Origin of the sequence: Larkinella rosea (assembly GCF_003858635.1) — a bacterium.
Lineage (GTDB): Bacteria > Bacteroidota > Bacteroidia > Cytophagales > Spirosomataceae > Larkinella > Larkinella rosea.
In genome coordinates, this window is the sequence record NZ_RQJO01000009.1 from 760,738 (window position 1) to 786,286 (window position 25,549).

A 25,549-nucleotide genomic window follows, 5' to 3' on the forward strand; every position below is an offset into this window, starting at 1 on the left:
TGGTTTCATTTGATGCCAGGTTGTTTTGTCATTCTGGAAGAAATTAGTCAACTTGTGAGTATCGCCTGAAATCCTATCATCCCATGAATTTACTCACGTTACGCCGAAACGTCCCGGTTCTGATTCACGTATTAGCCTGGGGCTTACTGGGTTTTGCCCTGCTGGTTTATCAGCCGCTGAATTGGGATGTTACCCTGCCGACGCTTTTCTGGATCAAACAGGGCATTTACTTCGCCTTGCTGGTAGGCGCTTATTATTTCAACGCACTGGTACTCGTTCCCCGCTTGCTTTTTCGCGACCAAACCGGTCTCTATATCGCTTCCATTGTCGGAACCGCAGCCATGGTTCTGATTCTGCTTTTTAACATCGACACCTGGTTTGATCTGCCGGAGAAAATGTTTCGGGCTTTTCACCCGGAGGGCGGGGTTCGCAAACCCCGCAATATCTGGGGCTGGAGCCAGTCGGTTTTAGTTACAACTTTCCTCATGCTCGGAATCGGAACCAGCATTGCGTCCGTCCAGAAGTGGCAGGAAGACGCCCGGCTGCGGCTCGACCTGGAACAGGCCCGGGTGAGCTCCGAACTTTCGTTTCTGAAAGCCCAGATCAATCCGCATTTTTTCTTCAATACACTCAATAATATTTACGCCCTGACGCTCATCGATGGCGAAGCGTCCCGGGAAGCCCTGCACCGGCTGTCGCGGATGATGCGGTACGTTCTCTACGAAACCGGTAACAATACCACCATGCTGAGCAAGGAAATTGACTTCGTGCAGGATTACATTCAACTCATGCAACTCCGGCTGACGGACAAGGTAACTGTGACGCTCGAACAGCCCAAACCGCTGCGGGATGTGCCGGTGGCGCCGATGCTTTTGCTGCCATTCGTCGAAAATGCGTTCAAGCACGGCGTCAGCGCGATGTTGCCCAGCCGGATCGTCATCAGTATTCACCAGGAAGGTTCCCAGTTGGAAATGGAAGTGAGAAACACGATCTTTCCCGAAAAAAATCAGTCACTCGAAGTCGGTAGTGGCATTGGCCTGACCAACACGCGTCGGCGGCTCGATTTGCTGTATCCCGAACGCTATGAACTTTCCGTGAAGGAAGATGCCCCCGCCAACGAGTACCTGGTTCATTTGAACCTGCAACTCTCATGACGTTAAATTGCATTGCGGTCGACGACGAACCCCTGGCGCTCGGGCTGGTCTGTGCGTTCATCGACAAAACCCCTTTTTTAACCCTGGCCGGGCGGTACAGTAGTGCCGTCGAAGCGTTACAGGGTCTCCACAATCATCCGGTCGATCTGTTATTTCTGGATATTCAGATGCCCGATCTGACGGGAATGGAACTGGCCCGGGTGCTGGAACGCAATCAAACCGGCCACGCTCCCCGAATTATTTTTACGACGGCTTTCAATCATTTTGCCCTGGAAGGGTACAAAGTCGATGCGCTGGATTACCTGCTTAAACCGTTCAATTACGAAGAATTTCTGCGGGCGGCCAATAAGGCACGGGCGTATTTTGAACTGATTCACCGGCCTGTCGTGACTCTGCCTTCGCTGCCCGAACCCGAAGAAGAGTATCTCTTTCTAAAGGTGGAATACCAGCTGGTGCGCATTGCCTTCAATGATATTCTGTACATTGAAGGACTGAAGGATTACGTAAAAGTGCATTTGCGGAAAGAGCGGCCCGATGCCGTTTCCAAACCCATTCTGTCGCTGACCAGTTTGAAAGCACTGGAAGACAAGCTCCCTTCCCGGCGGTTTATGCGCGTTCACCGCTCATTCATTGTCGCTTTGGACAAAATCGAAGCCGTCACGCGTAACACCATCCAGATCGGAACTGCCACTATTCCGGTCAGCGATCAGCACAAAGATGCGTTTAATCAATTCCTGAGCCGCTGGTCGTAGACTCTGCCGTTACCAGTTGCCGTTCGAGGGTAGCTTCAACGCCTAACGTCAGCAGGTTGTTGAGATGATCGGCCACGGTGTCGGCAAAACCACTGAGGGTTTCCAGTTCGGTTTCCCACAAGGCCGAATCGGCACAGAGCGTCTGCACAAAATTCCGCACGGAAGCCGGATCGTGGACATCCACTTTGTTCCACATGTTGTAGAAATACTCGGCGTAGTCGTCGCGAATCGGGTAGGTGATGATGCCGCCGGATGGGGTGGTGGCTTCGCCTAGGTACACGCCTTTTTCAAACCGGACGGCTTTCATAAACCGCAGGTAAGCCGCAAATCCGAGCGCCATTCGCTGCGGAATCTGCTGTTGCTGCTCCACATACCGTTGAATGGTCGGCAGGTTGCGGGCGCGCATTTTCGAGGTTTCGTGCAGCGTAATGCTCAGCAACAGGTGCTCAATGAACGGATTCCGAAACCGGTCGAGCACGTCGGCGGCAAACTCGCGAACGGCGTCCGGATTTTCTTCCGGAATCATCCATTCCGGCAAGGTCGGCACAATTTCCTGCGTAATCACTTCCTCCACGAAACGACTCATCAGCGGGTGGTTCATCATTTCATTGACGGTTTCCAGACCGAGCAGATAAGCCAGCGGAACGCTGATGGTGTGGCCGCCGTTCAGGACACGCAATTTGCGTTCCCGGTAAAAATTAATATCCTCGTCGATAATGACATTCGGATCTGCTTTGGCAAAGGTCAAAACGCTTTTCACCCGATCATCACCCTCGATGGCCCAGAGCCGATACGGTTCGGCCATGATCAGCAGCTTGTCTTCGTAGCCCAGTTTCTGCTGCGCCTGCTGATGGGTTTCGGCATCCGGTTTTCCCGGTACAATACGATCAACCAGCGAGTTACAGAAACGAACGTGGTATTTGAGCCACTTCATAAATAGCTTGCCCAGCTCGTTGTGTTTAGCCAGTTTTTCAACGATGTCGCGCAGTTTCAGGCCGTTGTCCGAAATTAATTCCGTGGGAATCACCACCAGCCCTTTGCTGCGTCCCCCACCGAAGTTCTTGAATCGTTCGTACAGAAACGCCGTCAACTTGCCGGGGTAGGATTGGGGCGGATTTTGGAAAATACTTTCCGCAACGTACTGTATGCCAACTTCCGTAGTATTGGAAATGATGACCTGCAGCGACGGCTTTTTAGCAATATCCAGAATGGCTTTCCAATCCTCCTTCGCCGAAAGAACGCGGCTGATGGCCGAAACCACCGTGTGTTGGTCGACCGTTTGACCCTTCTGAAAACCGCGTGTAACCACCGTATACAAACCGTCCTGTTCCGCAAACTCATCCGTAGCTCCACCGGTCGATTTTACAACCACAATGCTGCCGTTGAAAATACCCTGCTGGTTGGCCTTATTGATGAGGTAATCGGGTAGCCCACGCAGCAAAACGCCCGTGCCAAATTGCAGCACGCGCTCGGGATGGGTAGTGGCCGGATGGGTCGAACGATTCAGTGGTGTCATGGGTTGGATAACGTTTCGCTGTTGTCTCGAAGGGAATCAACTAATCTTGTAATGTGTAAAAGTAAGGCTTAAACGCATTGGGCGCAACCTGAGAGTTAAGAGTTATGAGTTAAGAATGAAGAGTTAAAAAAGCTTGCGTCAGCCAACCGCCGGGCGGCCCCGTTATAACTCTTCACTCTTAACGTATAACTTTTAACTCGTTAAGAATGGCAATCACTTCCCGGGCTTTGGTTTCGATCTGGTCGAACTGGCGGTTTTTCAGGACGTCTTTCGGAAATAATTGCGAACCGATTCCGACGGCGGTCACGCCCGCGCCAAACCAGGAACTCAAACTCGCCTGGGTGGGTTCGACGCCACCGGTCACCATGATGCTCGTCCACGGCATCGGACCTTTAACGGCTTTGACAAAACCGGTTCCGAGTGTATCGCCCGGAAAAGCTTTCACGATCTCAACGCCAAACTCTTCGGCAGTCGAAATTTCGGTGAGGGTTGCACAGCCGGGCATGTAAGCGACCTTCCGGCGGTTGCAGGTTCGGGCAATGGATTCGTGGAACGACGGGCCAACGATGAAATTCGCGCCCGACTGAATGTACAGCGCGGCCGTGGCGGCTTCGACGAGCGTTCCGGCCCCCAACACCAGATCCGGGAAATCGCGGGCGGCAATTTTGGCTAATTCGGAGAACAGTTCGTGGGCAAAATCGCCCCGGTTGGTGAATTCAAACGCCCGGATTCCTGCCCGGTAGCAGGCTCCCAACACTTCACGACAAACCTCCGCATCGGCGTGGTAAAAAACCGGTACCACCGGCACCTGCCGAATGGTCTGGTAAACATCTAATCTTGAAAAACGAGCCACGACTTTTTTAGGAAATAATGAACAATGAACTTCAACAGGTTGCTCCGTTCATTGTTCATTGTATAAAAATTATCTTCTCAATCGGCCGGATTTATCACCGCCGACTACGGCTTCAACTTCCTGAACGGTAACCAGGTTTGCGTCACCTTCGATGGTGTGTTTCAGGGCCGTTGCGGCCGCACCGAATTCAACGGCGTATTGCGGGTCGTTTTTGGTGACCAGACCGTAAATCAGTCCGGCCAGGTAGGCATCCCCACCGCCAATCCGGTCAACGATGTGCGTAATGTCGTAAACGTCCGACGTGTACGTTTTGGTGCCATCGAATAGCTTGGCCATCAGTCGGTTATGCGATGCGCTCAGCGATTGCCGTTCCGTGTCGGTAAAATACCGGTTCCGCGGAAAGAGCGTTTGCATGCCCCGGCAGGCGGCTTCGAAGGAGTCGGCTTCCACGCCGTAGAGTTCTTCGAAGTTTTCCTGATTGCCCAGCACCAGATCACATCCGGCGGTGAGGGCCGGCAGAATGTCCTGCGGTTTTTTACCGTATTTCCACAAATTACTTCGAAAATAAATATCACCCGAAACCATCACCCCCAGTCGGTTGGCGGTCTGAATGGCTTCCTGCAAACAATCGGCGGCCTGCTGCGACAATGCGGGTGTAATGCCCGACCAGTGGAACCAGTCGGCTCCGGTCAGGATGGTTTCCCAGTCGAAATCACCGGGCTGAATCAGCGAAAAGGCCGAATCGTAGCGGTCGTAAATAATTTGGCTGGCGCGGCTAACGGCCCCGGTTTCCAGAAAATACAAACCTAATCGTCCGTTCCCAAAGCTGATGCTTTCCGTATCGACGCCGTGGTAACGTAACGTGGCGGCAGCCGCCCGACCCAGTGCATGGTCGGGAAACCGGGTTACGTGTGTGGTTTTACACCCGAAATAGGCCAGCGAAACGGCCACATTGGCTTCCGTTCCGCCATAGACTACATTCAGGGAATGCGCCTGATTGAATTTTGCAAAACCGGGCGGAGCCAGTCGCATCATGACCTCGCCGAAAGTGACTATTTTTTTCAATTACAAAAGTTGTTTGGGGTAAACGGCTTCTGATGGTTTCGTGGGTTAAAATGACGGGCGCAATTACCCGGTTTTAACTTTCAAACCATTCTTAATCCTTACCGATTTTTTATACAATCCCGCCATTTTTAGCCCGTTGAATGCTTAAACACCAATGCTTTCCAGTTCTTTTCGGGTCACGGGCTGCATCGTTGGCGACAGCAGGTGGATAATCACCAGCGCAATCAGGTACGTCGAACTGGCCACGATGAACAACGGCAGATACCCCAGGTTCACGCGGATGTTTCCGGCAATGGCCGCCAGCAAAATACCGCCCATTGCACCAAACATCCCGCCAATTCCGGTGACAGAAGCCACGGCACTTTTGGGAAACAGATCGGACGCAAACGTGTACACATTGGCCGACCAACCCTGGTGGGCTGCCGTTGCTAATGAAATCAAGGCAATGGCTACGTAAATACTACTGGTTTGGGCGGCAAAAAAAATCGGAACAACGCAAACTGCGCAAATTAGCATGGTGGTTTTGCGCGCCCGGTTGGCCGACCAGCCCATGTGAATAAACTTGGACGACAACCAGCCGAACAGCACACTGCCGCCGTCGGAAACGATGTAAATGACCAGAAAAGGCAATCCGACGTTTTTTAGATCCAGCCGCTGGTCGAGCGATTCGCTGCTGTTGAAGAAGTCGGGGAGCCAGCTGAGGTAAAACCACCAGATGGGGTCGCACATGAACTTACCGACGATGAACGCCCAGGTTTGCCGGAACCCCAGCAAACGCCACCACGACAGTTTTTCTTCCGGAATGGCTTCTTCGTGATCCTGTAAAATATAATCCAGTTCGGCTTTGCTGACGCGCGGATGTTCTTCGGGACGGCGGTAAATCCGTAACCACGCAATCAGCACCAGAAAGCCCAGTAAACCGGTGGCAATGAACGAAACCCGCCAGCCAAACCGGATCGTAAGCCACGGAATCAGGGCTGCGGTGGCAATGATGCCGACGTTGGTTCCGGCGTTGAACAACCCCGTCGCAAACGATCGTTCTTTTTTGGGAAACCACTCGGCGACGGATTTAATGGCCGATGGGAAATTCCCGGCTTCGCCGATGCCCAGCATAAACCGCACGATGCTCAGCCCGCGCAACGATCCGATAAAGGCATTCAGAACGCCCGCAATACTCCAGACAATGATGGAAAGGGAATACCCGCGCTTGGTACCAACCCGGTCGATGAGCCAGCCGGTCAGGAGAAATCCCAGGGCGTAGGCAACTTTGAAAACCGTATCGATGTAACTGTAAAGTACTTTGAACTGATCCAGATCGCTTTCGGTCAGGGCCTCCCCGGCGGTTTTACCCATCATTTCCCGCCGGAACGTTTCGTCGATCATCGTGAACGAAAGCACCTGCCGGTCGATGTAATTGATGGTGGTCGCGAAAAACAAAAGCAGCACAATTCGCCAGCGATAGTTTCCGGATTGATCGGGCTTCATGAAAGGAGGTTTGCAATCATTTGAAAAGACAAAATTCTGCGAAGTATAGTAATTTTACAACACGATGCTATTTTAGCCGGACAAAGTTAATTTTTCGGCCCGATTCCCAATCATTCTGCCTGCGTGTGAGTAATTCTTTCCGGTAACCCGCTTACGTATACTTTAACGCATAAACGGCTATGGTTCAACCGGAAAAACCCGCACTAACGGCCTACGTAGAGCACGTTAGAGACCTCATCATTCGTGAAAAATTTAATGATCTGCCGGAGCTTGCGATTACAAAACCGGTGTACTTCAATTGGGTCACCGATGTATTTGAAGCACTGAATGTCGCTGCGTTTCCGGAAAAATCGGCTTTGATCTGGACCAACGGCGACCGGACCGAGACGTTCACATTTAGTAAACTGGCCGAACAGTGCAACCAGTTGCTGAATCTGCTTCGGGCAAACCAAGTGCAGCAGGGCGACATCATTCTGTCGCAGCTCTCGAGCCTTCCGCCGATCTGGACGTCGATACTGGCCGTGATCAAAGGCGGTTTTAAGCTGATTCCGGTCGCAACCATTCTGGGCGTCAGCGACCTGGTCTACCGCTTTGGCCGGTTAACGCCGAAAGTGATTCTGGCCGATCCGGAAAACGCGGAAAAAATCGACACGGCCGAAAAACAGGCCACGATTCATATCGGATTGAAGATCCTGACCGAAGGCCACCGCGACGGCTGGATTACGTACGACGAAATCCGAAACTACGACAAAACCGCCGAGGCCGCGCAAACTCGGGCCGACGATCCGTTGTTTCTATTCTTTACATCCGGAACCACCGGAATGCCGAAAATCGTCAGCCATACGCATTTCACGTACCCGATCGGTCACCTGACCACCGCTTCGTGGATTGGCCTGAAACCGGACGATCTTCATTACAACATTGCGCAGCCGGGCTGGGCCAAGTTTGCCTGGAGTAGTGTTTTCGCCCCCTGGAATATGGGTTCAACCATTTTTTCGTATAACCAGCCGGGACGCTTCGACGCCAAATGGCAGCTCCAGCAACTTGAAACCCATAAAGTGACCACGTTCTGCTGCCCCCCGACGGTGCTCCGCATGCTGATTCAGGAAGACCTGAGCCAATTCCGGCTAAGTCTGCGGGCGTGTGTGGCCGCCGGAGAACCGCTGAATCCCGAAGTGATCGACGTCTGGCGAAAAGGCACCGGTATCACAATTCGCGACGGTTTTGGGCAAACGGAAAGTTCCTGCATCGTTGGTAATCTGCCGAATGACGAGATCAAACCCGGAAGCATGGGAAAACCGCTCTTTCTGTATGATGTGGTAATCGCCAGCGACGAAGGACAGGAACAGCCGCTTTACGAAGAAGGAACAATCTGCGTCAGGATGGATACCGGAAGGCCGAACGGGATTTTTTCCGGGTATTTCAATGAGCCTGAAAAAATGAAAGCGGTTTTTCGGGAAGGTTTGTATTTTACGGGCGACAAGGCGTACAAAGATCAGGACGGCTACATCTGGTTCGTGGGCCGCGACGATGACGTGATCAAATCGTCGGATTACCGCGTTGGCCCGTTCGAAGTGGAAAGCGCCCTGCTCGAACACGACGTGGTGGTTGAATCGGCGGTGGTGGGAAGCCCGCACCCGGTGAAAGGCTTCGAAATTAAGGCATTTGTGGTATTGGTACCGGGTTCCGAGCCTTCAAAAGAGCTTGCCGAACTACTTTTTTCGTTCAGTCGGGAACATCTGGCGCCGTTTAAAATGCCCCGGATCATCGAATTTGTCAACGAGTTGCCGAAAACGATCAGCGGTAAAATCCGGCGGGTTGAACTACGCGCCCGGGAAGCCCGCAACAAACTGGACGGACTGGTGATCGAGAAGGAGTATTGTTATGCCAAGAAATCATAAATCCGACCGGAATGACCGCCCAGCCAGCCTACGTAAAAGGTTCGGAAGCAACCCCGTTGCTACCCGACACAATTGGTGACAACCTGCGCCGTACGGTTTCCCGGTTTCCCGACCGGGACGCGCTGGTTTGTGTGGAGCAAAATTACCGGGCCAGTTACCGGGAATTTTACGATCAGACGACCCGGGCGGCCCGGAGTCTGCTGGCTTCGGGCGTAAAACCGGGTGACCGGCTGGGAATCTGGTCGCCGAACCGCAGCGAGTGGGTGGTGATTCAATACGCCACTGCCCGCATTGGCGTCATTTTGGTCAATATCAACCCCGCCTACCGCAGCAATGAGCTGGCGTTTGTCATCAGCCAGTCCGGGATTTCGTTCATGGTATCGGCGCTTAAATTCCGAAAACTGGACTACAAGGCCATGCTGGAAGCAGTCGGTCCGGCCTGCGAAATGCTGCGCGAAACAGTCTACCTCGACCTGAATTGGGACGAATTTCTGGAACGTTCGCGGCACATCGGCGATGAAGAACTGGCGGCTGTTGAAGCCACCGTAAAAAATACCGATCCGGTCAATATTCAGTACACCTCGGGAACGACCGGTTTTCCGAAAGGTGTAACGCTGACGCACAAAAACATTCTCAACAACGGTTATTTCATCGGGATTCGCCTGAAATACACGGAGGAAGACCGGGTTTGCATTCCGGTTCCTTTCTATCACTGCTTCGGAATGGTGATCGGCAATCTGTGCTGTACGTCGCACGGGGCCTGTATGGTTGTACCGTCCGAAAGCTTCGATCCGGCCAGGGCATTGCATGCTGTGGAACTGGAAAAATGCACGTCACTGTATGGCGTACCTACGATGTTCATTGCGGAATTGCAACTGCCCGGTTTTGATGGATATGACCTCCGGTCGCTCCGAACGGGCGTGATGGCCGGTTCGCCGTGTCCAATCGAGATCATGAAACAGGTGCAGTCGAAAATGCACATGAAAGAGGTCACGATTTGTTATGGAATGACCGAAACGTCACCGGTTTCCACCCAAACCGTGATCGGAGCTCCACTGGAAAAACAGGTCAGTACGGTCGGAACCATTCACGATCACCTGGAAATCAAGATAATTGACCCGGAAACCCACGAAACTTGTGAGCGAAACCGGCCCGGAGAATTGTGCACGCGGGGGTATTCGGTCATGAAAGGGTACTGGAACAACGAAGCGGCCACCCATGCCGTGTTGGATGACGAAGGCTGGATTCATACCGGCGATATTGGCGTGATTGACGACGACGATTACATCACGATCAGCGGCCGCATTAAAGACCTCATCATTCGCGGAGGAGAAAACATTTCGCCGAAAGAAATTGAAGATTTCCTGTATACGCACTCGAAAATCGAAGATGTGCAGGTGATTGGAGTCCCCTCCCAAAAATACGGGGAAGAGGTGATGGCCTGGGTAAAAGTAAAAAAAGGAGAAGAGCTGACTGCACTCGAGCTGATCGAATTCAGTAAAGAAAAGATTGCTCATTTTAAAGTTCCACGGTTCTGGAAGTTCACCGACTCGTTTCCGATTACAATTTCCGGGAAAGTCCGAAAGGTGGAAATGCGCGAGATATCGACTGCCGAACTGGGACTGGATCATGAGGGACGCCATTCAAATAAGTAACTATTATTAGGATTCTGACCATTCAAAGTATTCTGAAAAACCGCCCGTAAAAGCTACGTTCCGAAATGAGTAGAAGCCGTTCAACGGCCTGCTTTTCTAGTAAAATTATCCGCAAAAAAATGGCATTAGAACAAACCTGGCGCTGGTTCGGCCCCGCCGATCCCGTGAGTCTCGCCGATATTAAGCAAGCTGGCGCAACGGGAATTGTAACCGCGTTACACCATATTCCGAACGGAAAAGTGTGGTCCGTCGATGAAATTAACACCCGTAAATCCATCATTGAAGCCGCCGAACCCGGCGGAAGCCGACTGACCTGGTCGGTGGTGGAAAGTATTCCGGTACACGACGCCATCAAAACCCGCGCCGACGGTTTTCAGCAATACATCGAGAACTACAAGGAGTCGATTGTGAACCTGGGCCGCTGCGGCATCGATACGGTTTGCTACAATTTCATGCCGGTGCTGGACTGGACGCGCACCGATCTCGACTATCCTATGCCGGACGGATCAACGGCTTTGCGATTCGATGCGACGGAGTTTGCGGCTTTTGAACTGTTCATCCTGAAGCGCCCCGGTGCGGAAGATCATTACACGCCCGAACAGATTCAGAAAGCCCGGAACCGCTTTGAGTCGCTGGACGAAACCGCAGCATTGCGCTTGCAGCGGAACATCATCGCGGGCCTGCCGGGTTCGGAAGAAAGCTATACCGTCGAGCAGTTTCAGGCGACATTGGATACGTATAAGCACATCGGTGATAAGGAGTTACGCGAAAATCTGTATGCGTTTTTGCGGGAAATTGCCCCCGTTGCGCAGGATGCGGGCGTTCGGTTGTCGATTCACCCCGACGATCCCCCGTATCCGATTCTGGGTCTGCCGCGCGTCGTGAGTACGGAAGCCGACGCCCGGCTGGTGCTGGACGCCATCGATATTCCGGCTAATGGCCTGTGCTTCTGCACCGGTTCGTACGGCGTTCGGCCGGACAACGATTTGGCGGGCATGGTCGATCGGTTAGGAAACCGCATTCATTTCATTCATTTGCGCGCTACCAAACGCGATGAGGAAGGAAATTTTTACGAAGCCAACCACCTCGACGGCGACGTGGATATGTTTGCCGTAATTAGTGCGTTGTTGGGCGAACAGCGTCGTCGGGAAGAGGAGGGAATCGAAAATTTCCGGATGCCTTTCCGGCCCGATCACGGCCACAAAATGCTCGATGACCTGAACTCCGGCAAACGCACGAATCCCGGTTACACGGCCATCGGACGCCTGCGCGGGTTGGCCGAACTGCGCGGTTTGATGCTCGGAATCGAGCGGTCGAGTCTTTGATTTTTGTATATTGGCGGAAGGAAAAGATTGGTTTACGGTTTTCCGTTTCCGGTTTTCGGTGGCTGACGCGTTCTTGGATCGGCGCTAGCTACCGGAAACCGGAAACGGAAAACCGTAAACCCAAAACCGACAAATGGCGGAAGTACAGGAAAAACAGACTACAAAACGCAGTCCGGCGCAACGCGAGGCCCGGACCGCGAGGGCTCGTTTGCTCGAAACGCTCGTCTATGAGATGTGGGACGGCAAACCGGTTTATTACGCCGGGTACAAGGATGTCTTGAACGGTATTAAATCGGCAGAAAACGTAATGAGTTCGAGTTTGTTACAGGGAATACTGATTGCCAAACTGGTGGCCCGGTTAATCAATGCGTTGAATGAAGAGGAGTTTACGGTGGTTACCAATGAGTTAGGAGTTCAATTTAAAAAGAATGACTGGCGAGCCTGCGATATCGCCGTTTTTTCGAATCCGCAACTGGAAGGTCAGGATCTTTCCAAATACGCCTGGGTTCCGCCGAAGATTGCGATTGAAGTGGACACCAAAGCCGACTTCAGCCGTTTCCATTCCGATTTTAATTATTACCAGGAAAAAACCACTCAGTTATTGAATTTTGGCATCGAAAAAGTGATCTGGATTTTTACGGAATCAAAAAAAATCTGGATTGCGGAACCCCAGAAAGACTGGATTTTGAAGAACTGGGACCAGCCCATCGACGTCTTGCCGGGCTGTTCATTCGTACTTGATGCGTTGTTGACGGGTAAAAAGTCGGCGTAACCGACTTTGCCTGTTAAACGAAATCATTACGATCATGCTGGTTGATCAACCGATTAAATCCTTTTTAGACGAAGATTTTCTGCTTCAGACCGATACCGCCCGGCGGCTTTACCACGACTATGCCAAGGCGATGCCGATCATCGACTACCACTGTCACCTGCCGCCCGACCAGATAGCCGCCGATAAAACATTCGAAAACCTGACGCAAATCTGGCTCTACGGCGATCACTATAAATGGCGGGCCATGCGGACCAATGGCATTGCGGAAAAATACTGCACCGGCGACGCATCGGATTACGAGAAATTCCAGAAGTGGGCCGAAACCGTACCGTATACGATGCGGAACCCGCTCTACCACTGGACGCACATGGAGTTGAAAAACCCGTTCGGGGTTGAAACCGTGCTGAATGCCACGTCGGCCCGGCAGGTTTACGATACCTGTACCGAGCAACTGCCCGGCATGTCGACCCGCGTCTTGCTGCGTCATTTCAACGTCAAAACCGTCTGCACTACCGACGACCCGACGGATTCACTCGAACATCATAAAAAGATTGCGGCCGACGGTTTTGAGATCAAAGTGCTGCCAACCTTTCGTCCCGACAAGGCGATGGCGATCGACGATGTGCCGGTTTTTCAGGCGTATGTCAAACGGGTCGGCGAGGTTTGCAATCAGGACATCCGGACGCTCGATGTGTTCATCGAATGCCTGAAAAACCGGCATGATTACTTTGCCAAAGCCGGTTGCCGGTTGTCGGATCACGGCCTGGAACTTATTTACGCGGAGCCCTATACCGAATCGGGAGTTCGTGCGGTTTTTGAGAAATTACTTTCCAATGCGGTTTTGAGCGAAACCGAGCGGCTGCAATTCAAGTCGTATATGCTCGACCGGTTTGCGGAATGGGATTGGGAAAAAGGATGGACGCAGCAGTTCCACCTGGGTGCGCTGCGCAACAACAACAAACGAGCCCTGCGAACGCTTGGGCCGGATACAGGTTGGGACAGCATCGGCGATTTCCGGCAGGCAGGTCCGCTGGCGCGGTTTCTGGGCGGCCTGGACGACCGGGATCAACTGGCCAAAACCATTCTGTACAACCTGAACCCGGGCGATAACGAAATCATGGCGACCATGATCGGTAACTTCAACGATGGTTCGACGCCGGGCAAGATTCAGTTTGGATCGGGCTGGTGGTTTCTGGATCAGAAAGACGGCATGGAGCGGCAGATCAACGCGTTGTCGAACATGGGTTTACTGAGCCGTTTTGTCGGCATGCTGACCGATTCGCGCAGCTTTCTGTCGTACCCCCGTCACGAATATTTCCGCCGGATTCTCTGTAACATTTTCGGTAACGATGTCGAAAACGGTGAATTACCCAATGACATCGAGTGGATCGGGAAGCTCGTTCAGAATATTTGTTATAACAACGCCGAAGAATATTTCGGGTTTTAAAAAATTGAGGAAAGGATTAAAGGAGGAAGGGACGAAGGGAGGAAAATGCAAAGCACATCCTTTTCCCTTCGTCCCTTCCTCCTTTAATCCTTTCTTCCCTTAATCCCTTCCTCCTTTATACACTTTCCCTTCTTTCATCACAAACCGCACGGTTTGCAGCGTTTTAATATTCTGAAGGGGATTTTCATCGACGGCGATGAGGTCGGCGAGTTTACCGGTTTCGACGGAGCCAATCTGCGTTTTCATGCCCAATAACTCGGCGTTGACGATCGTCGCCGACTTAATGGCTTCCAGGGGTGGCATACCGGCTTCTACCATGTATTCGAACTCTTTGGCATTGTAGCCGTGGACGAAAACGCCCGCGTCGGTGCCGAACGCGATTTTGACACCCGCCTTGTAGGCTTTGGCGAATGTTCCCTGAATCAGCGGGCCGATGGCCAGGGCTTTACGCGTAACGAACGGCGTATAATACCCAAATATTTTGGCCGAATCGGAGGTTACTTTGCCTGCAATGATCGTCGGAACATAGTAAGTGCCGTGCTTTTTGAATAACTCGATGGCTTCGTCGTCCATCATCGTACCGTGTTCGATGGTATTCACGCCCGCCCGAATAGCCCGCTTCATCCCTTCGGCACCGTGGGCGTGAGCGGCCACGGCAAATCCGTAGTCTTTCGCGGCTTCGACCACCGCCCGGACTTCTTCTTCCGTGAACTGCGGCCCCGAACCGTCTTTGGCGTTGCTCAAAACACCCCCGGTGGCCGTAATTTTGATCAGGTCCGAACCGTCTTTATACCGTTGTCGCACGGCTTTCCGGGCTTCTTCGGGGCCGTTGATAACGCCCTCGTTCGGTCCCGGATCACCCATCAAATCCTTGCGGTAACCATTGGTCGGGTCGGCATGCCCACCTGTCGTGGCAATGGTTTTGCCCGCCGTAAAAATGCGCGGCCCATCGACTAATCCGCGGTTGATGGCGTTCCGCAGCGCGACGTTGACACCCGTACCGCCCAGATCGCGAACGGTCGTAAATCCCGCCAGGAGGGTCGTTTGAGCGTATTTTGCCGATTGAAACGCCACATCCGGCACGTTCAGTGTAAACCGGTCGAGCGTGCCGCCCCGGCGGGTTTCCCCTTCGAGGTGGACGTGCATGTCGATCAGGCCGGGCAATACGGTTTTGGTTTTCAGGTCGATCAGCCGATCCGAAGCCGCCGGTTTGGTATACCCTTTCTGGATGGCGGTAATTTTAGTGCCTTCCACGATCACCGTTATTTCGCGCTGGAGGTCGTTGCGAACGCCGTCGAGCAGGCTGCCGCAATGAATCAGCGTCCGTTGCTGGGCGAAGAGGGGAGAAGTACTGAGAAGGAAAACCGTCAGGGAGAGGAAGTAGTATTTTTTCATGCTATTGATGGTTTTAAAGCAAAAAAGCCGCATGGATTGCGGCTTTCAAGATACATATTTATCAGAATCGGAATGTGATTCCGGTCTGATTGTCAGCTTTTTATTTTTTCACGATCACGCCATCCGCCGTGAACGTAAGGGCTTTTTCGGGCTCGGTGATTTTGGCGATATCCTCCTTGCTTTTTCCGGCATCTTCGGCGTAATGGCGAAGTTCGGCGACGGACGTGGTTTTGGTTTCGGCGGTGCCTTCAAAAACCACATTTTTTCCGGCAATGTCTTTCGGAACAAAGAAACCGTAGTCGCGGAACCGCACCAGCATGGTTTGGTTATCAGCGGTTTTGACGCGCATCCAACAGCCTTTTACCTGGCAAACCGACTCGACGGTTCCTTCCACTTTGGTCGCTAACTCTTTTTTATCGCCCATTTTGGCCGCCAGTGCCGTCGTTGGTGTGGCGTTATCGGCGGTGATTTTTTTGCCGTGGTAACTCACATTGTCCTGTGCGACGGCGCTGAGTGAGACTCCGAAGGCAAGCGTCAGAATAGCTAGGTATTTCATAGGCTGATGCGGTTTTTGAAGTGATTTACACAAAAATAGTAAAAAAGGCGATTGCAAAATAGCCTACATTAGGTATATAAAATTCCGGATTTAGGTTACATTTTTTAGCTGTAGCCGGTTTTTAAGTGTCTGTAAATTAGCCAATATGGAAATTATTACTATTAGTTTCGTGTAGAATCGTGGTGGTTTCACGCGATTGGATTTGCTTTTCCGGGTGTGCCATCGTCGTAAATAATAAATTGTATCATGACCTTTCCCGCAATCCTGCCTGGTCAGGCCTCTTTGGGGTAATCAGCCGAATTTTTAGTAGAAGTGACCGAGTCGCAACAGAAAATTCAGTTGCCGTTGCCAGGCCAATCGTTGGGCCTAAATTTTTTGCAAGTGCTGAAGCCCCTGCATCAGCAGGTGATCAAAGTGATCAAGAATTAAAGGATACTCGGCTCATTCAGGTGATCGGTCTGATTAACGGACGTTCGTCTGACCGACCTTTTTTACGGGTATTCGGTGAAAAATTGACGCTGTTTTTTCAAATCGAGCCGGTTTCTGCCGGAAATGGATGAATAAAAAACCGGAAACCCGTTTCAATTGCCGCTTTTTTTTAAAATTGCTGATATTTTGACCCAACATGGACAACCGCAGATACCCCATCGGCCTTTTTAACTACAAGGAAACGTATTCGCCGGAAGAGCTTTCGCAATTCATTACCGTTTTAGAAACCATCCCCGCCAGCTACCGGCTGCTGGTCGAAAACCTGTCGGCGGAAGATCTGGCTAAAACCTATCGGGAAGGAAGCTGGACGGTTCAGCAACTGATTCACCACGTCAGCGACATTCAGCTGGTCCACTTTTTTCGGATGAAAAAAGCACTGACGGAGCCTGATTATGAGGTGGTAACGCTTATCGATATGGACAAATGGGTGCAAACACCCGATGCAAAAACCGCCCCGATCGAGGATTCGCTGGCATCATTTGACAGCATTACGCGTCGCTATGTTTACCTGATGAAGTCGTTGACGGAAGAGCAATTGGCCATCAAATATTACCACCCGGTTCGCAAAATATGGTTCAACCAGGCGCAGGCCATGGCGATCTCGGCCTGGCACACCCAACACCATCTCGCGCATATCAAACTGGCGTTGTCGGACGAGTAGGAGGGCGGTTTTCCAAAACCGTACTCTGCCCGTTTCGGATATAAAAATCATGACCGGTGGCTAAGTAACGTTTTAAAGTAGATCCCAATAGGCAATAACTAAAAATATAGTTATATTTGATCAGTCCATTGGTTTCTACCAGAACGTTCGCTAACTATGCCATTCAAAACGATTTTTTCCCCGCTAAAGGTAGCTTTACTACTTTTTGAAACGTCATTTTTCGGGCTGTTTGGGGGGACGGATTCGTGGGCTTTTGCAAAAGAAGCACCGGATTTTAAAGCGGAAAGAGTCGTTATTAGCGGACAGGTAAAACTTGCTGGAAATTCTTCCCGGGTCATTTCGCTCATCTATGCCCAATTAACCGCTACACCAACCCGGCTCACTTCGATACTGGATTCATCCGGTCGTTTTCAATTTGATTTTGAAATCGTACGCGCACGCGATATGACACTAAGGTACGATAAAGGAGTCGTCGAATTATATGTTAACCCACTGGATAGCTTGTACATCCGGTTAACATCCGCGGATTTTCAGAAAACGCGGTATCCTTCGGTTATCCTTTCGGGAAACCATCCGGAAACCTCGCGGGATATGCTGAGATACCATCAGTATACCAACCTGGAAAGCTTTCGGCCGAACCCAAAAGATAAATCGACGGAAGCCTATTTGTCAGACATTAAAAAACGGATTTTTTCTGAGGATTCGCTCCTGGTCGCTTTCAACCGGACACACCATCCTACGCAGGAATTTAGCAATTGGGCTAAGAAGGATATTCGCTATCGGAATGCCAATTATCTGGTCGATTTCGAAGCATTCCATTCATTTCAAAAGATCCTCCTCCGGCGACATCATAAAAACGCGCCTGAATCAGTTAGCCGACTAAGGAATCAGCCGCCCGTCCGCCAACTAAAACCGGACAGATGTTGTCCGAAACCGTACAGGAATTTCAACGAAAAGGCCTTAAAGGAGCTCTAAATACGGTTTTATCGTCATGGTATGATAGTTGAGCTTCCTTTGCAAATCCGCAATCTTTCCGACCTATGCTGCAAAATTACTTCAAAATTGCCTGGCGAAACCTGATTCGAAACAAGACGTACAGCCTTCTGACGCTTCTGGGTTTGGCCAGCGGCATGACCTGCGTCCTTCTGCTCGGCCTTTACGTCCGGGATGAATTAAGCTATGACCGGTATCATAAAAATGCCGCCCATATTTATCGGGTCAACCTGGACATTCGCTGGGCGGATAATGAATACAAACTGGGCATTGCTTCGGCACCCATGGGGCCCGCTTTGCAACACGAATACCCGGAAATCCGGAACGTGCTGCGAATAAAAACCGGGAATGAAAATCTGTTCCGGGTAGGCGAAAAAGCGCTGTATGTCAAGCACCTGATCTATGCCGACTCGACGCTGTTTTCGTTCTTTGATTACACCTTCATCGCAGGTAGCCCAAAAACCGCCCTGATGCATCCGAACAGCGTAGTGCTGACCCGGAAACTGGCGATGAATCTGTTCGGCAAAACGGACGGTTTGCTGGGAAAAACCGTTCTTTTCAAAGAGGACCAGCCTTTTACGGTAGCCGGAATTATCGGCGACATACCGGGAAATCACCACCTGAAATTTGACGCCATTCTGCCTTATACCAACCCGAAAGCCAGCGGGATCCGGCTCGAAAAATGGGATAGTTTCAATTCGGCAGTTTACGTTTTACTGAATCAGGAAAGTGATCGGGCCGGGCTGGAAAGCAAAATGCCGGCCTTCTATAAAAAGTATATTGCCAAGACCATTGGCGATGATAGCCGGGCTAAGGTAAAATTCAACGTCACGTTCCAGCCGCTGACAGAAATGCACCTGCGGTCGACTCACCTGATGGGCGAAGAAAATGGGAGCACGATGGCCTACGTGTACACATTTTCGGCCATTGGTTTGTTCATTTTATTGATCGCCATCTTCAATTACATCAATCTGGCAACGGCCCGGTCGGCTGGCCGCGCGAAGGAAATCGGGGTGCGAAAAGCCATCGGCTCGCTGAAGATTCACCTCGTGGCGCAGTTTCTGACCGAATCCTTTTTGCTGGCGTTTTTAGCCAGCTTCGTCAGCCTGACGCTGCTGTATACGCTGCTGCCTTTTTTCAATCTGATCGCCGATAAATCCCTGTCACTGGACTTTTGGAACTGGCAAACCGCCGGATTTCTGGCGATTTTTACAGTATTGGTCGGTTTGGTCAGCGGACTTTACCCCGCTTTTATTCTGTCCCGATTCAAACCGGTTTCGGTGTTAAAAGGAAGTTTTACCGGCAGCGGGAAAGGGGCGCTGTTGCGGAAATCGCTGGTGGTGCTGCAATTTGCCATTTCGATGGTTATGATCGTGGGAACGATCGTCGTATACCGGCAGTTGCAATACATGCGAACGACACAGCTGGGCTTCAATCAGGAACAGGTCATTTCGCTGGCGCTCAAATCGCCATCGGTGCAGGAGTCGGCTACGGTTTTGAAAACCAGGTTGTTGCAGAATGGTCTGATTACGAATGCGAGCCTGACGAACGGTTCGGTTGGCGGTGAAATCAATGACAAATCGACCTACAGTTTTTATGTCGGCGGAAAAGAGCAACCCATCAGCACGGAACATTTCGCCGTGGATGCCGACTTCCTGAAGGTGTTGAAAATCAGGCTAAAAGAAGGTCGTAATTTCTCGCCGGAGCTGAGCAGTGACTCTACCGGGGCGGTTCTGGTCAACGAAGCGATGCTTAAGCGCTTAGGCTGGAAAAACCGGACGACGGGATTGATTGAAGTAAACGAAAAGAAAGTAGCGATTGCGGGGGTCATCAATGATTTCCACCTGCGCTCGCTCCACAACCAGATCGAACCGCTGCTGCTGGTCATGAGCCGGAAAAAAGGCGATCATTTGCTCATCCGGGTGGCTCCGAAAAATATTCCGGCGGCCCTGGCGTACGTGCAGAAGACGTTTGAAGAAGTAAACCCGAATCAGCCGTTCGAATACACTTTTCTGGATCAGACATTTGCCGAACAATACCGTTCCGATGAACGGAAAGGCGGTTTGTTTCTGGCCTTTTCGGGCATTGCCATTTTCATTGCCTGCCTCGGACTGTTTGGTCTGGCGACTTTCACGGCCGAGCAGCGCAGGAAAGAAATTGGCGTTCGGAAGGTGCTGGGGGCTTCCGTGGCCAGCGTTGTGGCGCTGTTGTCGCAGGACTTTCTGAAACTGGTGCTGATTGCCATTGCGCTGGCAACACCGGTTGGCTGGTACGTCATGCGGCAGTGGCTTATGGATTTCGCCTACAAGATCGATATTGACTGGTGGGTGTTTGCGCTGGCGGGCTCGCTGGCGTTGCTGATTGCGTTGCTTACGGTCATTTTCCAGAGCGTCAAAACCGCGTTGATGAATCCGGTGCAGAGCTTGCGGGCCGAGTGAGTAAAACCGCCTGAACTTCCATTTGCATAACCTATCCCCAACCATGAAGCTGATTCAATCTTTATCTGTCTGTTTCCTAATTACTTTTGAAACGATCGGCCAGCGGACGATGCCGGTTTCGTCGATGTACCTGAATCAAAAACCGCCGGGTCTGGTCGCGGAGGTGTTTGCGCCGGGGGCGGTTTCGGCGAAAGATAAATACGAATACGGCTCCGTTTTTTCGAAAGATGGCAAGGAGTTTTATTACGCCGTTATCATCAACAAAAAACCGCAAATCCGGCTGATTCGGTTTGAAAACAACCACTGGACCGAACCGGCAATCGTCCTGGCCAGTGATCAGTACGAATACAACGATCCGTTTCTGTCACCGGACGGAACGAAGCTGTTTTTCATTTCCGACCGCGCGGCCGACGGAAAAGGGGCGAAGAAAGATTTTGACATCTGGTACATCAACCGGACCAAAACCGGTTGGGATTCCTCCCGGATCATTAGCGCCGGAAAATTCATCAATGCCGGAAAAAACGAATACTACATGTCATTTACCAAAGACGGAACGATGTATTTCTCGTCGAACCGGGGAACCGGTCAGGCCAACGACAACAATTACGACGTGTATTCGTCCCGGTTTTCGAAGGGAGAATTTCAGCCCGCACAGAAGCTCGACGGAGCGGTCAACAGCGATCATTACGAAGCTGACGTGTTTGTGGCCCCCGATGAGTCGTACCTGATTTTTTGCGCCGAGCGGCCCGACGGTTTGGGGAAGGGCGATCTGTTCATCAGTTTCAAAGACGCAAAAGGAGGGTGGCAGAAAGCCAAAAACATGGGCAAAACCGTCAATACCGATCAATATGAGTTTTGCCCCTTCGTTTCCAGCGATGGAAAATACCTGTTTTTCAGCCGGGATGGTGACCTTTTCTGGATCAGTTCTGAGGTGATTAATGCGCTTCGGTAACTAAAAAAGCCGCAAACGGATTCCATTTGCGGCTTTTTGAAAGTTTATTACAAGCCGGCAATTCGCCAGCCGTCGCGGTAAATCCGGCTCAGATACCGCTCCGCGTCGGGATTATTCGGGAATTTCATCCTGGCTGCATCCCACTCCAGCAGTTTGCCGGGCACGCGAATGGCCACCGTTCCCAGCAGAATCGCTTCGGTCATGGGGCCGGATTGGGCGAAGTGCGACTCGGTTTTTTCACCGCCAAGGCAGGCATCCACAAAATGGTGGTAGTGGTTGCGATCGGGCAGTTCGGGTACTTTATAGTTTTCAAAACTGGTTTTTGGTAACAAAACCGGGAACCCACCGTGCGGAATGAGCAGCGCACCTTTTGTGCCAATCAGCATCGCCGATTCGGCCGGGTAATCCGCGACCGAATACAAGGCCCGGATTTCTTCCGGTGGGTAAAATTCACCGTCGAACCATTCCAGGGGCAGGGTTTTTGACTCGGTCATTTTATTGCCGGGAAACGTCCACGTGATGTGGTTACCCTGCGGCCAGGTGTCGGCCCGACGCGCGGGGGAATCTTCCCAGGATTTCTGCACTTCGGCAATCACCGATTTGGGCGGTTTCAGGCCCAGACCTTTCCAGACGGCATCGAAAATGTGGCAGCCGATGTCGCCCGACCAGCCGGTTCCGAAATCCTGCCAGGCCCGCCATTTGGAGGGGTGGTAGATGTCCGGCGAAAAAGGCCGCGCGGGGGCGGTTCCGAGCCACAAATCCCAGTTCAGGGTTAAGGGCGCTTCCTGCCCTTCGGCCGGGCGCGGTCCCACGAGCCGGTAATTTTCAACGGCGCCGGGGCGGTTTGAGCACAGGTAAGCGTGTTTGATTTTACCGATAGCACCTTCTTTAATCCAGCGCACGGCCGTGCGGTCGCCTTTGGTGGCAGCAATCTGCGTACCGAGTTGGGTGATGACCCCGGCTTTGACGGCGGCTTCGGTCAGGGCGCGCACCTCCGCCACATCGTGACACATCGGTTTCTGGCAATAAACGTGTTTGCCCGCCCGAATGGCGTTTACGGCAATGGCGAAGTGGTTATGATCCGGCACGGTCACGTTCACCGAATCAATTTTGTCGCCTTCTTTTTCGAGAAGCTCGCGCCAGTCGGTATAGGTCCGCGCATTCGGGAAGGCTTCCGACGCTTTTTTCAACCGAACCGAATCCACGTCACAGAGGGCGACAATATTGACCTTGGAGTGCTTGCCGAACTGATTCAGATCACCCCAGCCCATGCCTCCGACGCCGATGCAGGCATGGTTGAGTTTGTCGTTCGGACCGAGCTTACGTTTGGAAGCCCGGAGCGCCAGCGGGGGAGCCAGGGCAGTTGCCGCAGCCGCCAGCAGAAAATCCCGCCGGGAAACGGTGAAGTCTTTTTCTTTCATTTTTAAAGGATTTAGGAGTTGAAATAGCAAGGAAATCGAGGTTGTAAACTACCCATTTCGATTCGCTAACCGGATGTAAATTAAATCGATAATCGAGAATTTCCAATCGGCATTTACAGAAACCCGCTTATCTTTAGCCCACGGTTATTTAATCGACTCCAAACCCATTCACTGATGAAATATTCGATCAACCCATTACTTCCCTTTCGATTTTTTTTATTCCTATCCGTCTTCTGTTCGGGTATTCTATTGCGTGCTGAAGCGCAGGTGGGTGTGGGGACCAAAGCCCCGAAAGATGCTGAAGTCCTGTTCGATGGATCGCGTAAGATGCTCGACTCAAAATGGATTTACTGGGAAGGCCCCCGGTTTGCCGCTACCCCGCCCATTAAATGGACCATTGAAAAAGACCCCACCGGAAAAGGCACGGTTCTGAACACCAACGACCCTACGGCGAAGGGCGGCATATACGGTTCTGCTGACATTGTAACCAAGCAGCAATTCCGCGATTTCCGGTTGCACATCGAGTTCTATATTGTAAAACCGGGGGGCAACAGTGGCGTCTATCTGCAAAACCGCTACGAAATTCAGGTGCTCGACGGCGACACGACCTCGCATGGAATGGCGGCCGTGATCAACGAAACGCCCTCACCGTATTACGCATACAACGGCGTGGGCAAGTGGAACGCCTACGACATTGTTTTCCGGGCCGCCCGCTTCAAGGATGGTAAACGCACCGAAAAGGCCATGCTGACGATGTATTTCAACGGCAAAAAAGTACATAAGAATCAGGGTATCAACCAGGTGTGGGGCGGCAAAAATTCGGGCATCGATGGGGGCAATGATGGCGGAAAAGGCATCACCGACACACCGGGCGGGCTGAAACTGCAGGCCGAAGGCCACGATGTGTATTACCGGAACATCTGGATCAAGGAACTGGATCTGAAGACGGCCGAAACGGATTTTTGAAAAAAGTCAGGGCCTGGGATGCTCCGGGCCCTGAATTCACTACGATTTATTGGGTGATTACTTCTGATTCGCCATTACCTTTTCGGTCAGAAATTGCATTAACTCCGTCGCTGATTGCAAGGCCGGCCGCGCCAGTGCATCATTGAATAAAACGTTGATTGGCCCTTCCCCAAAATAGAGTCCGTCAGATACCAGAAACGAAATCCGGACATTCCCCTCTTCCGGATACGGACGTCTTGCCCCGTTCCACGGACCAATTTTGGATACGATCGAGATGCTGTCCTGAAACAGTTTATTGCTCAGCGCGAAGGATTGGGCGTCGACGGTTTCCCAAATGATGAGCTTTTCGGAATGATTGATATACCGCGCCGTTCCGTCCTGAAACGAAGCCAGGACATCCAGCCCGTCGTCGAGACCAACTTCGATAATAACCGCCAGCAGCTCCCGTTTGGCAATTCGTTGACCGCTGGTTCGTAAGCGGCTGTAGGCGAGGATTTTGGCCCGGGATTCTGCCTCAGGATCGGCGGCCACTTTCTGCAAATCGGCAGCGTAAACCGTGTCGGCTAGCAAGACATTCCAGGGGTACTGATACGGCTCCTGCATGACGCCTTTGTACAGGTCAGGATTGTCGCCGAAAAGCAGTTCATAAACCGTGTTTAGCGATTGCTCCCGATATGGTTCCGGGGCGGTGTTGAAGTTGTTAGTGTGTGTCATCAGTTGTTGTTCGTGTGTTGAATCGATCCGGTAGCGGCCGGATTCGGATTCAAATGTCTGAAAACAACAGTGACAACAATAACCAGACTTGGTAACGGGTAGAGATCGGTTAATAGCTGGCGCCATTTCCGAACCGGAAGACTCAACGATGACGGCAGAACGTTTGAGCGGTTTTTTAGCCGTCAGCCCAGCTCAAAAGTCGTCACCCCAAAAACGCCGTTGATGTCGATTTCGGGAATGGGCCCGGTATACATACGGGCCGTTTCAAAAACCGGTTGCATCCCATGCCGCTCGGCGAGAGCTACGGCGTCGGGGTTCACAGCCGGAACATCCAGATAATAAGGAGCTTGTGGAGGGATTTGCTGACCAAGTGCGTTTAGAAGATGCTCGGCCACGTCCAGTGTTTCGGCAAATAAAGGACCGATTTTATACCCCTGTCGGCAGGGACGAATCATGCCGTACCCTTGAATTTGATTTTCGGTAACAACGGCCAGCGCGACGGCTTCCGGTTGCCGAAGCCACGCAGTGAGAAACTCCGGTCGATCGGCTGGGAAATACCGCCGGTCGTAAGCCATCAGCTCATCAAACGAAAGTTGATGGCACGAAACCAGGCTGGCGCTGGTTTGCGGAATGAATTCGGGCGTATTCATTCCTTCGTAGCGGATGTTATTATAGGCAAACTGAAAACCGGAGCGTTTGTAATTTTCCTGCTGCGCTACCACACCGTCGAGGCCGATGTTGCGCCCTTCCAGGTGCTGCATGGCGGCTTTCCAGATTTCCAGCCCGTAACCTTTGCCCCGGTAGTCCGGTCGGACGATGTAAAAACCGATAAATCCGAAATCCGGTCGGTAACGAACCGCCGAAATGCAGGCAACCGGCTCGCCGTTCAGCCAGCCTCCCAGAAAGCCCTCCGGATCAGCGGCATAAAAACCGGGTGCGTCGTGTAAACCGGGGTTCCAGCCTTCGGCAGCGGCCCAAGCTACCGCCATTTCCTGCAATTCCGGGAGCGTCATCCGGCGAATTTGTAGTTCACTCATGA

At 51.9% G+C, this 25,549-nt stretch carries 21 protein-coding genes; 12 read left to right on the plus strand and 9 right to left on the minus strand.

What is annotated here, in order from left to right:
* The first annotated feature begins 83 nt into the window (after positions 1-83).
* Positions 84-1,154 carry a sensor histidine kinase gene (locus EHT25_RS18990; protein ID WP_124876700.1) on the plus strand — a complete coding sequence of 357 codons (1,071 nt, stop codon included), beginning with the start codon at positions 84-86 and terminating at the stop codon, positions 1,152-1,154.
* Positions 1,151-1,906 carry a LytR/AlgR family response regulator transcription factor gene (locus EHT25_RS18995; protein WP_124876701.1) on the plus strand — a complete coding sequence of 252 codons (756 nt, stop codon included), beginning with the start codon at positions 1,151-1,153 and terminating at the stop codon, positions 1,904-1,906. Before EHT25_RS18990 ends, EHT25_RS18995 begins: the two co-directional genes overlap by 4 nt.
* Here the strand turns inward: EHT25_RS18995 and EHT25_RS19000 are convergent.
* The 4 genes from EHT25_RS19000 to EHT25_RS19015 form a co-directional block, all read right to left on the minus strand.
* Positions 1,878-3,422: a tagaturonate reductase gene (locus EHT25_RS19000; protein ID WP_124876702.1), complete on the minus strand. Its 1,545-nt coding sequence runs from the start codon at positions 3,420-3,422 to the stop codon at positions 1,878-1,880. The two genes, EHT25_RS18995 and EHT25_RS19000, sit on opposite strands and share 29 nt — an antisense overlap.
* Before the next feature lie 178 nt (positions 3,423-3,600).
* Positions 3,601-4,275 carry a bifunctional 4-hydroxy-2-oxoglutarate aldolase/2-dehydro-3-deoxy-phosphogluconate aldolase gene (locus EHT25_RS19005; protein WP_124876703.1) on the minus strand — a complete coding sequence of 225 codons (675 nt, stop codon included), beginning with the start codon at positions 4,273-4,275 and terminating at the stop codon, positions 3,601-3,603.
* 69 nt (positions 4,276-4,344) lie between these two features.
* Positions 4,345-5,340 (minus strand): sugar kinase, encoded by a 996-nt coding sequence (locus EHT25_RS19010; protein WP_124876704.1) that lies wholly within the window; start codon positions 5,338-5,340, stop codon positions 4,345-4,347.
* Positions 5,341-5,484: 144 nt separating this feature from the next.
* Positions 5,485-6,825 carry an MFS transporter gene (locus EHT25_RS19015; RefSeq protein WP_124876705.1) on the minus strand — a complete coding sequence of 447 codons (1,341 nt, stop codon included), beginning with the start codon at positions 6,823-6,825 and terminating at the stop codon, positions 5,485-5,487.
* 179 nt (positions 6,826-7,004) lie between these two features.
* Between EHT25_RS19015 and EHT25_RS19020 the strand changes: the two genes are divergently transcribed.
* The 5 genes from EHT25_RS19020 (at position 7,005) to uxaC (ending at position 13,925) form a co-directional block, all read left to right on the plus strand.
* Positions 7,005-8,726: an acyl--CoA ligase gene (locus EHT25_RS19020; protein ID WP_124876706.1), complete on the plus strand. Its 1,722-nt coding sequence runs from the start codon at positions 7,005-7,007 to the stop codon at positions 8,724-8,726.
* A gap of 11 nt (positions 8,727-8,737) precedes the next feature.
* Positions 8,738-10,381 (plus strand): AMP-binding protein, encoded by a 1,644-nt coding sequence (locus tag EHT25_RS19025; protein ID WP_124876707.1) that lies wholly within the window; start codon positions 8,738-8,740, stop codon positions 10,379-10,381.
* A gap of 119 nt (positions 10,382-10,500) precedes the next feature.
* A complete protein-coding gene (uxuA, locus tag EHT25_RS19030) occupies positions 10,501-11,706 on the plus strand; it encodes a mannonate dehydratase (protein ID WP_124876708.1) in 1,206 nt (401 codons plus the stop codon).
* Positions 11,707-11,839: 133 nt separating this feature from the next.
* Complete coding sequence (locus tag EHT25_RS19035) at positions 11,840-12,478, plus strand: PDDEXK family nuclease (RefSeq protein ID WP_124876709.1); 639 nt, start codon at positions 11,840-11,842, stop codon at positions 12,476-12,478.
* A gap of 34 nt (positions 12,479-12,512) precedes the next feature.
* On the plus strand, positions 12,513-13,925 hold the full coding sequence (gene uxaC / locus EHT25_RS19040) for a glucuronate isomerase (protein ID WP_124876710.1): 1,413 nt from the start codon (positions 12,513-12,515) through the stop codon (positions 13,923-13,925).
* A 99-nt stretch (positions 13,926-14,024) separates the two neighbouring features.
* Here uxaC and EHT25_RS19045 read toward each other — a convergent pair whose 3' ends face one another.
* Together EHT25_RS19045 and EHT25_RS19050 are read right to left on the minus strand one after the other, a co-directional pair.
* Complete coding sequence (locus EHT25_RS19045; protein WP_124876711.1) at positions 14,025-15,320, minus strand: metal-dependent hydrolase family protein; 1,296 nt, start codon at positions 15,318-15,320, stop codon at positions 14,025-14,027.
* Between the two features lie 100 nt (positions 15,321-15,420).
* Positions 15,421-15,876 carry a DUF4920 domain-containing protein gene (locus EHT25_RS19050; protein WP_124876712.1) on the minus strand — a complete coding sequence of 152 codons (456 nt, stop codon included), beginning with the start codon at positions 15,874-15,876 and terminating at the stop codon, positions 15,421-15,423.
* Positions 15,877-16,058: 182 nt separating this feature from the next.
* Here EHT25_RS19050 and EHT25_RS19055 point away from each other — a divergent pair, with 182 nt between their 5' ends.
* The 4 genes from EHT25_RS19055 (at position 16,059) to EHT25_RS19070 (ending at position 21,409) form a co-directional block, all read left to right on the plus strand.
* Entirely contained in the window at positions 16,059-16,436 is a 378-nt protein-coding gene (locus EHT25_RS19055) for a hypothetical protein (protein WP_124876713.1), read from the plus strand.
* 65 nt (positions 16,437-16,501) lie between these two features.
* Positions 16,502-17,026: a YfiT family bacillithiol transferase gene (locus EHT25_RS19060; protein ID WP_124876714.1), complete on the plus strand. Its 525-nt coding sequence runs from the start codon at positions 16,502-16,504 to the stop codon at positions 17,024-17,026.
* Between the two features lie 1,040 nt (positions 17,027-18,066).
* Positions 18,067-20,457 (plus strand): ABC transporter permease, encoded by a 2,391-nt coding sequence (locus tag EHT25_RS19065; RefSeq protein ID WP_124876715.1) that lies wholly within the window; start codon positions 18,067-18,069, stop codon positions 20,455-20,457.
* A gap of 43 nt (positions 20,458-20,500) precedes the next feature.
* Complete coding sequence (locus EHT25_RS19070; RefSeq protein WP_124876716.1) at positions 20,501-21,409, plus strand: TolB family protein; 909 nt, start codon at positions 20,501-20,503, stop codon at positions 21,407-21,409.
* 47 nt (positions 21,410-21,456) lie between these two features.
* Here EHT25_RS19070 and EHT25_RS19075 read toward each other — a convergent pair whose 3' ends face one another.
* On the minus strand, positions 21,457-22,830 hold the full coding sequence (locus EHT25_RS19075) for a Gfo/Idh/MocA family protein (RefSeq protein ID WP_124876717.1): 1,374 nt from the start codon (positions 22,828-22,830) through the stop codon (positions 21,457-21,459).
* Between the two features lie 174 nt (positions 22,831-23,004).
* Here EHT25_RS19075 and EHT25_RS19080 point away from each other — a divergent pair, with 174 nt between their 5' ends.
* Complete coding sequence (locus EHT25_RS19080; protein WP_124876718.1) at positions 23,005-23,796, plus strand: 3-keto-disaccharide hydrolase; 792 nt, start codon at positions 23,005-23,007, stop codon at positions 23,794-23,796.
* A 57-nt stretch (positions 23,797-23,853) separates the two neighbouring features.
* Here the strand turns inward: EHT25_RS19080 and EHT25_RS19085 are convergent, their stop codons facing one another.
* Entirely contained in the window at positions 23,854-24,510 is a 657-nt protein-coding gene (locus tag EHT25_RS19085) for a hypothetical protein (protein ID WP_124876719.1), read from the minus strand.
* A 182-nt stretch (positions 24,511-24,692) separates the two neighbouring features.
* Positions 24,693-25,547, minus strand: coding sequence for a GNAT family N-acetyltransferase (locus tag EHT25_RS19090; protein WP_221622304.1), 855 nt, complete (start codon positions 25,545-25,547; stop codon positions 24,693-24,695).
* Positions 25,548-25,549: the final 2 nt, after the last annotated feature.

Coding starts and splice junctions, on each gene's coding strand:
- EHT25_RS18990 (WP_124876700.1), top strand. CDS start 84: ATGAATTTACTCACGTTACGCCGAAACGTCCCGGTTCTGATTCACGTA.
- EHT25_RS18995 (WP_124876701.1), top strand. CDS start 1,151: ATGACGTTAAATTGCATTGCGGTCGACGACGAACCCCTGGCGCTCGGG.
- EHT25_RS19000 (WP_124876702.1), bottom strand. CDS start 3,422: ATGACACCACTGAATCGTTCGACCCATCCGGCCACTACCCATCCCGAG.
- EHT25_RS19015 (WP_124876705.1), bottom strand. CDS start 6,825: ATGAAGCCCGATCAATCCGGAAACTATCGCTGGCGAATTGTGCTGCTT.
- EHT25_RS19020 (WP_124876706.1), top strand. CDS start 7,005: ATGGTTCAACCGGAAAAACCCGCACTAACGGCCTACGTAGAGCACGTT.
- EHT25_RS19025 (WP_124876707.1), top strand. CDS start 8,738: ATGACCGCCCAGCCAGCCTACGTAAAAGGTTCGGAAGCAACCCCGTTG.
- uxuA (WP_124876708.1), top strand. CDS start 10,501: ATGGCATTAGAACAAACCTGGCGCTGGTTCGGCCCCGCCGATCCCGTG.
- EHT25_RS19035 (WP_124876709.1), top strand. CDS start 11,840: ATGGCGGAAGTACAGGAAAAACAGACTACAAAACGCAGTCCGGCGCAA.
- uxaC (WP_124876710.1), top strand. CDS start 12,513: ATGCTGGTTGATCAACCGATTAAATCCTTTTTAGACGAAGATTTTCTG.
- EHT25_RS19045 (WP_124876711.1), bottom strand. CDS start 15,320: ATGAAAAAATACTACTTCCTCTCCCTGACGGTTTTCCTTCTCAGTACT.
- EHT25_RS19050 (WP_124876712.1), bottom strand. CDS start 15,876: ATGAAATACCTAGCTATTCTGACGCTTGCCTTCGGAGTCTCACTCAGC.
- EHT25_RS19060 (WP_124876714.1), top strand. CDS start 16,502: ATGGACAACCGCAGATACCCCATCGGCCTTTTTAACTACAAGGAAACG.
- EHT25_RS19065 (WP_124876715.1), top strand. CDS start 18,067: ATGCTGCAAAATTACTTCAAAATTGCCTGGCGAAACCTGATTCGAAAC.
- EHT25_RS19070 (WP_124876716.1), top strand. CDS start 20,501: ATGAAGCTGATTCAATCTTTATCTGTCTGTTTCCTAATTACTTTTGAA.
- EHT25_RS19075 (WP_124876717.1), bottom strand. CDS start 22,830: ATGAAAGAAAAAGACTTCACCGTTTCCCGGCGGGATTTTCTGCTGGCG.
- EHT25_RS19080 (WP_124876718.1), top strand. CDS start 23,005: ATGAAATATTCGATCAACCCATTACTTCCCTTTCGATTTTTTTTATTC.
- EHT25_RS19085 (WP_124876719.1), bottom strand. CDS start 24,510: ATGACACACACTAACAACTTCAACACCGCCCCGGAACCATATCGGGAG.
- EHT25_RS19090 (WP_221622304.1), bottom strand. CDS start 25,547: ATGAGTGAACTACAAATTCGCCGGATGACGCTCCCGGAATTGCAGGAA.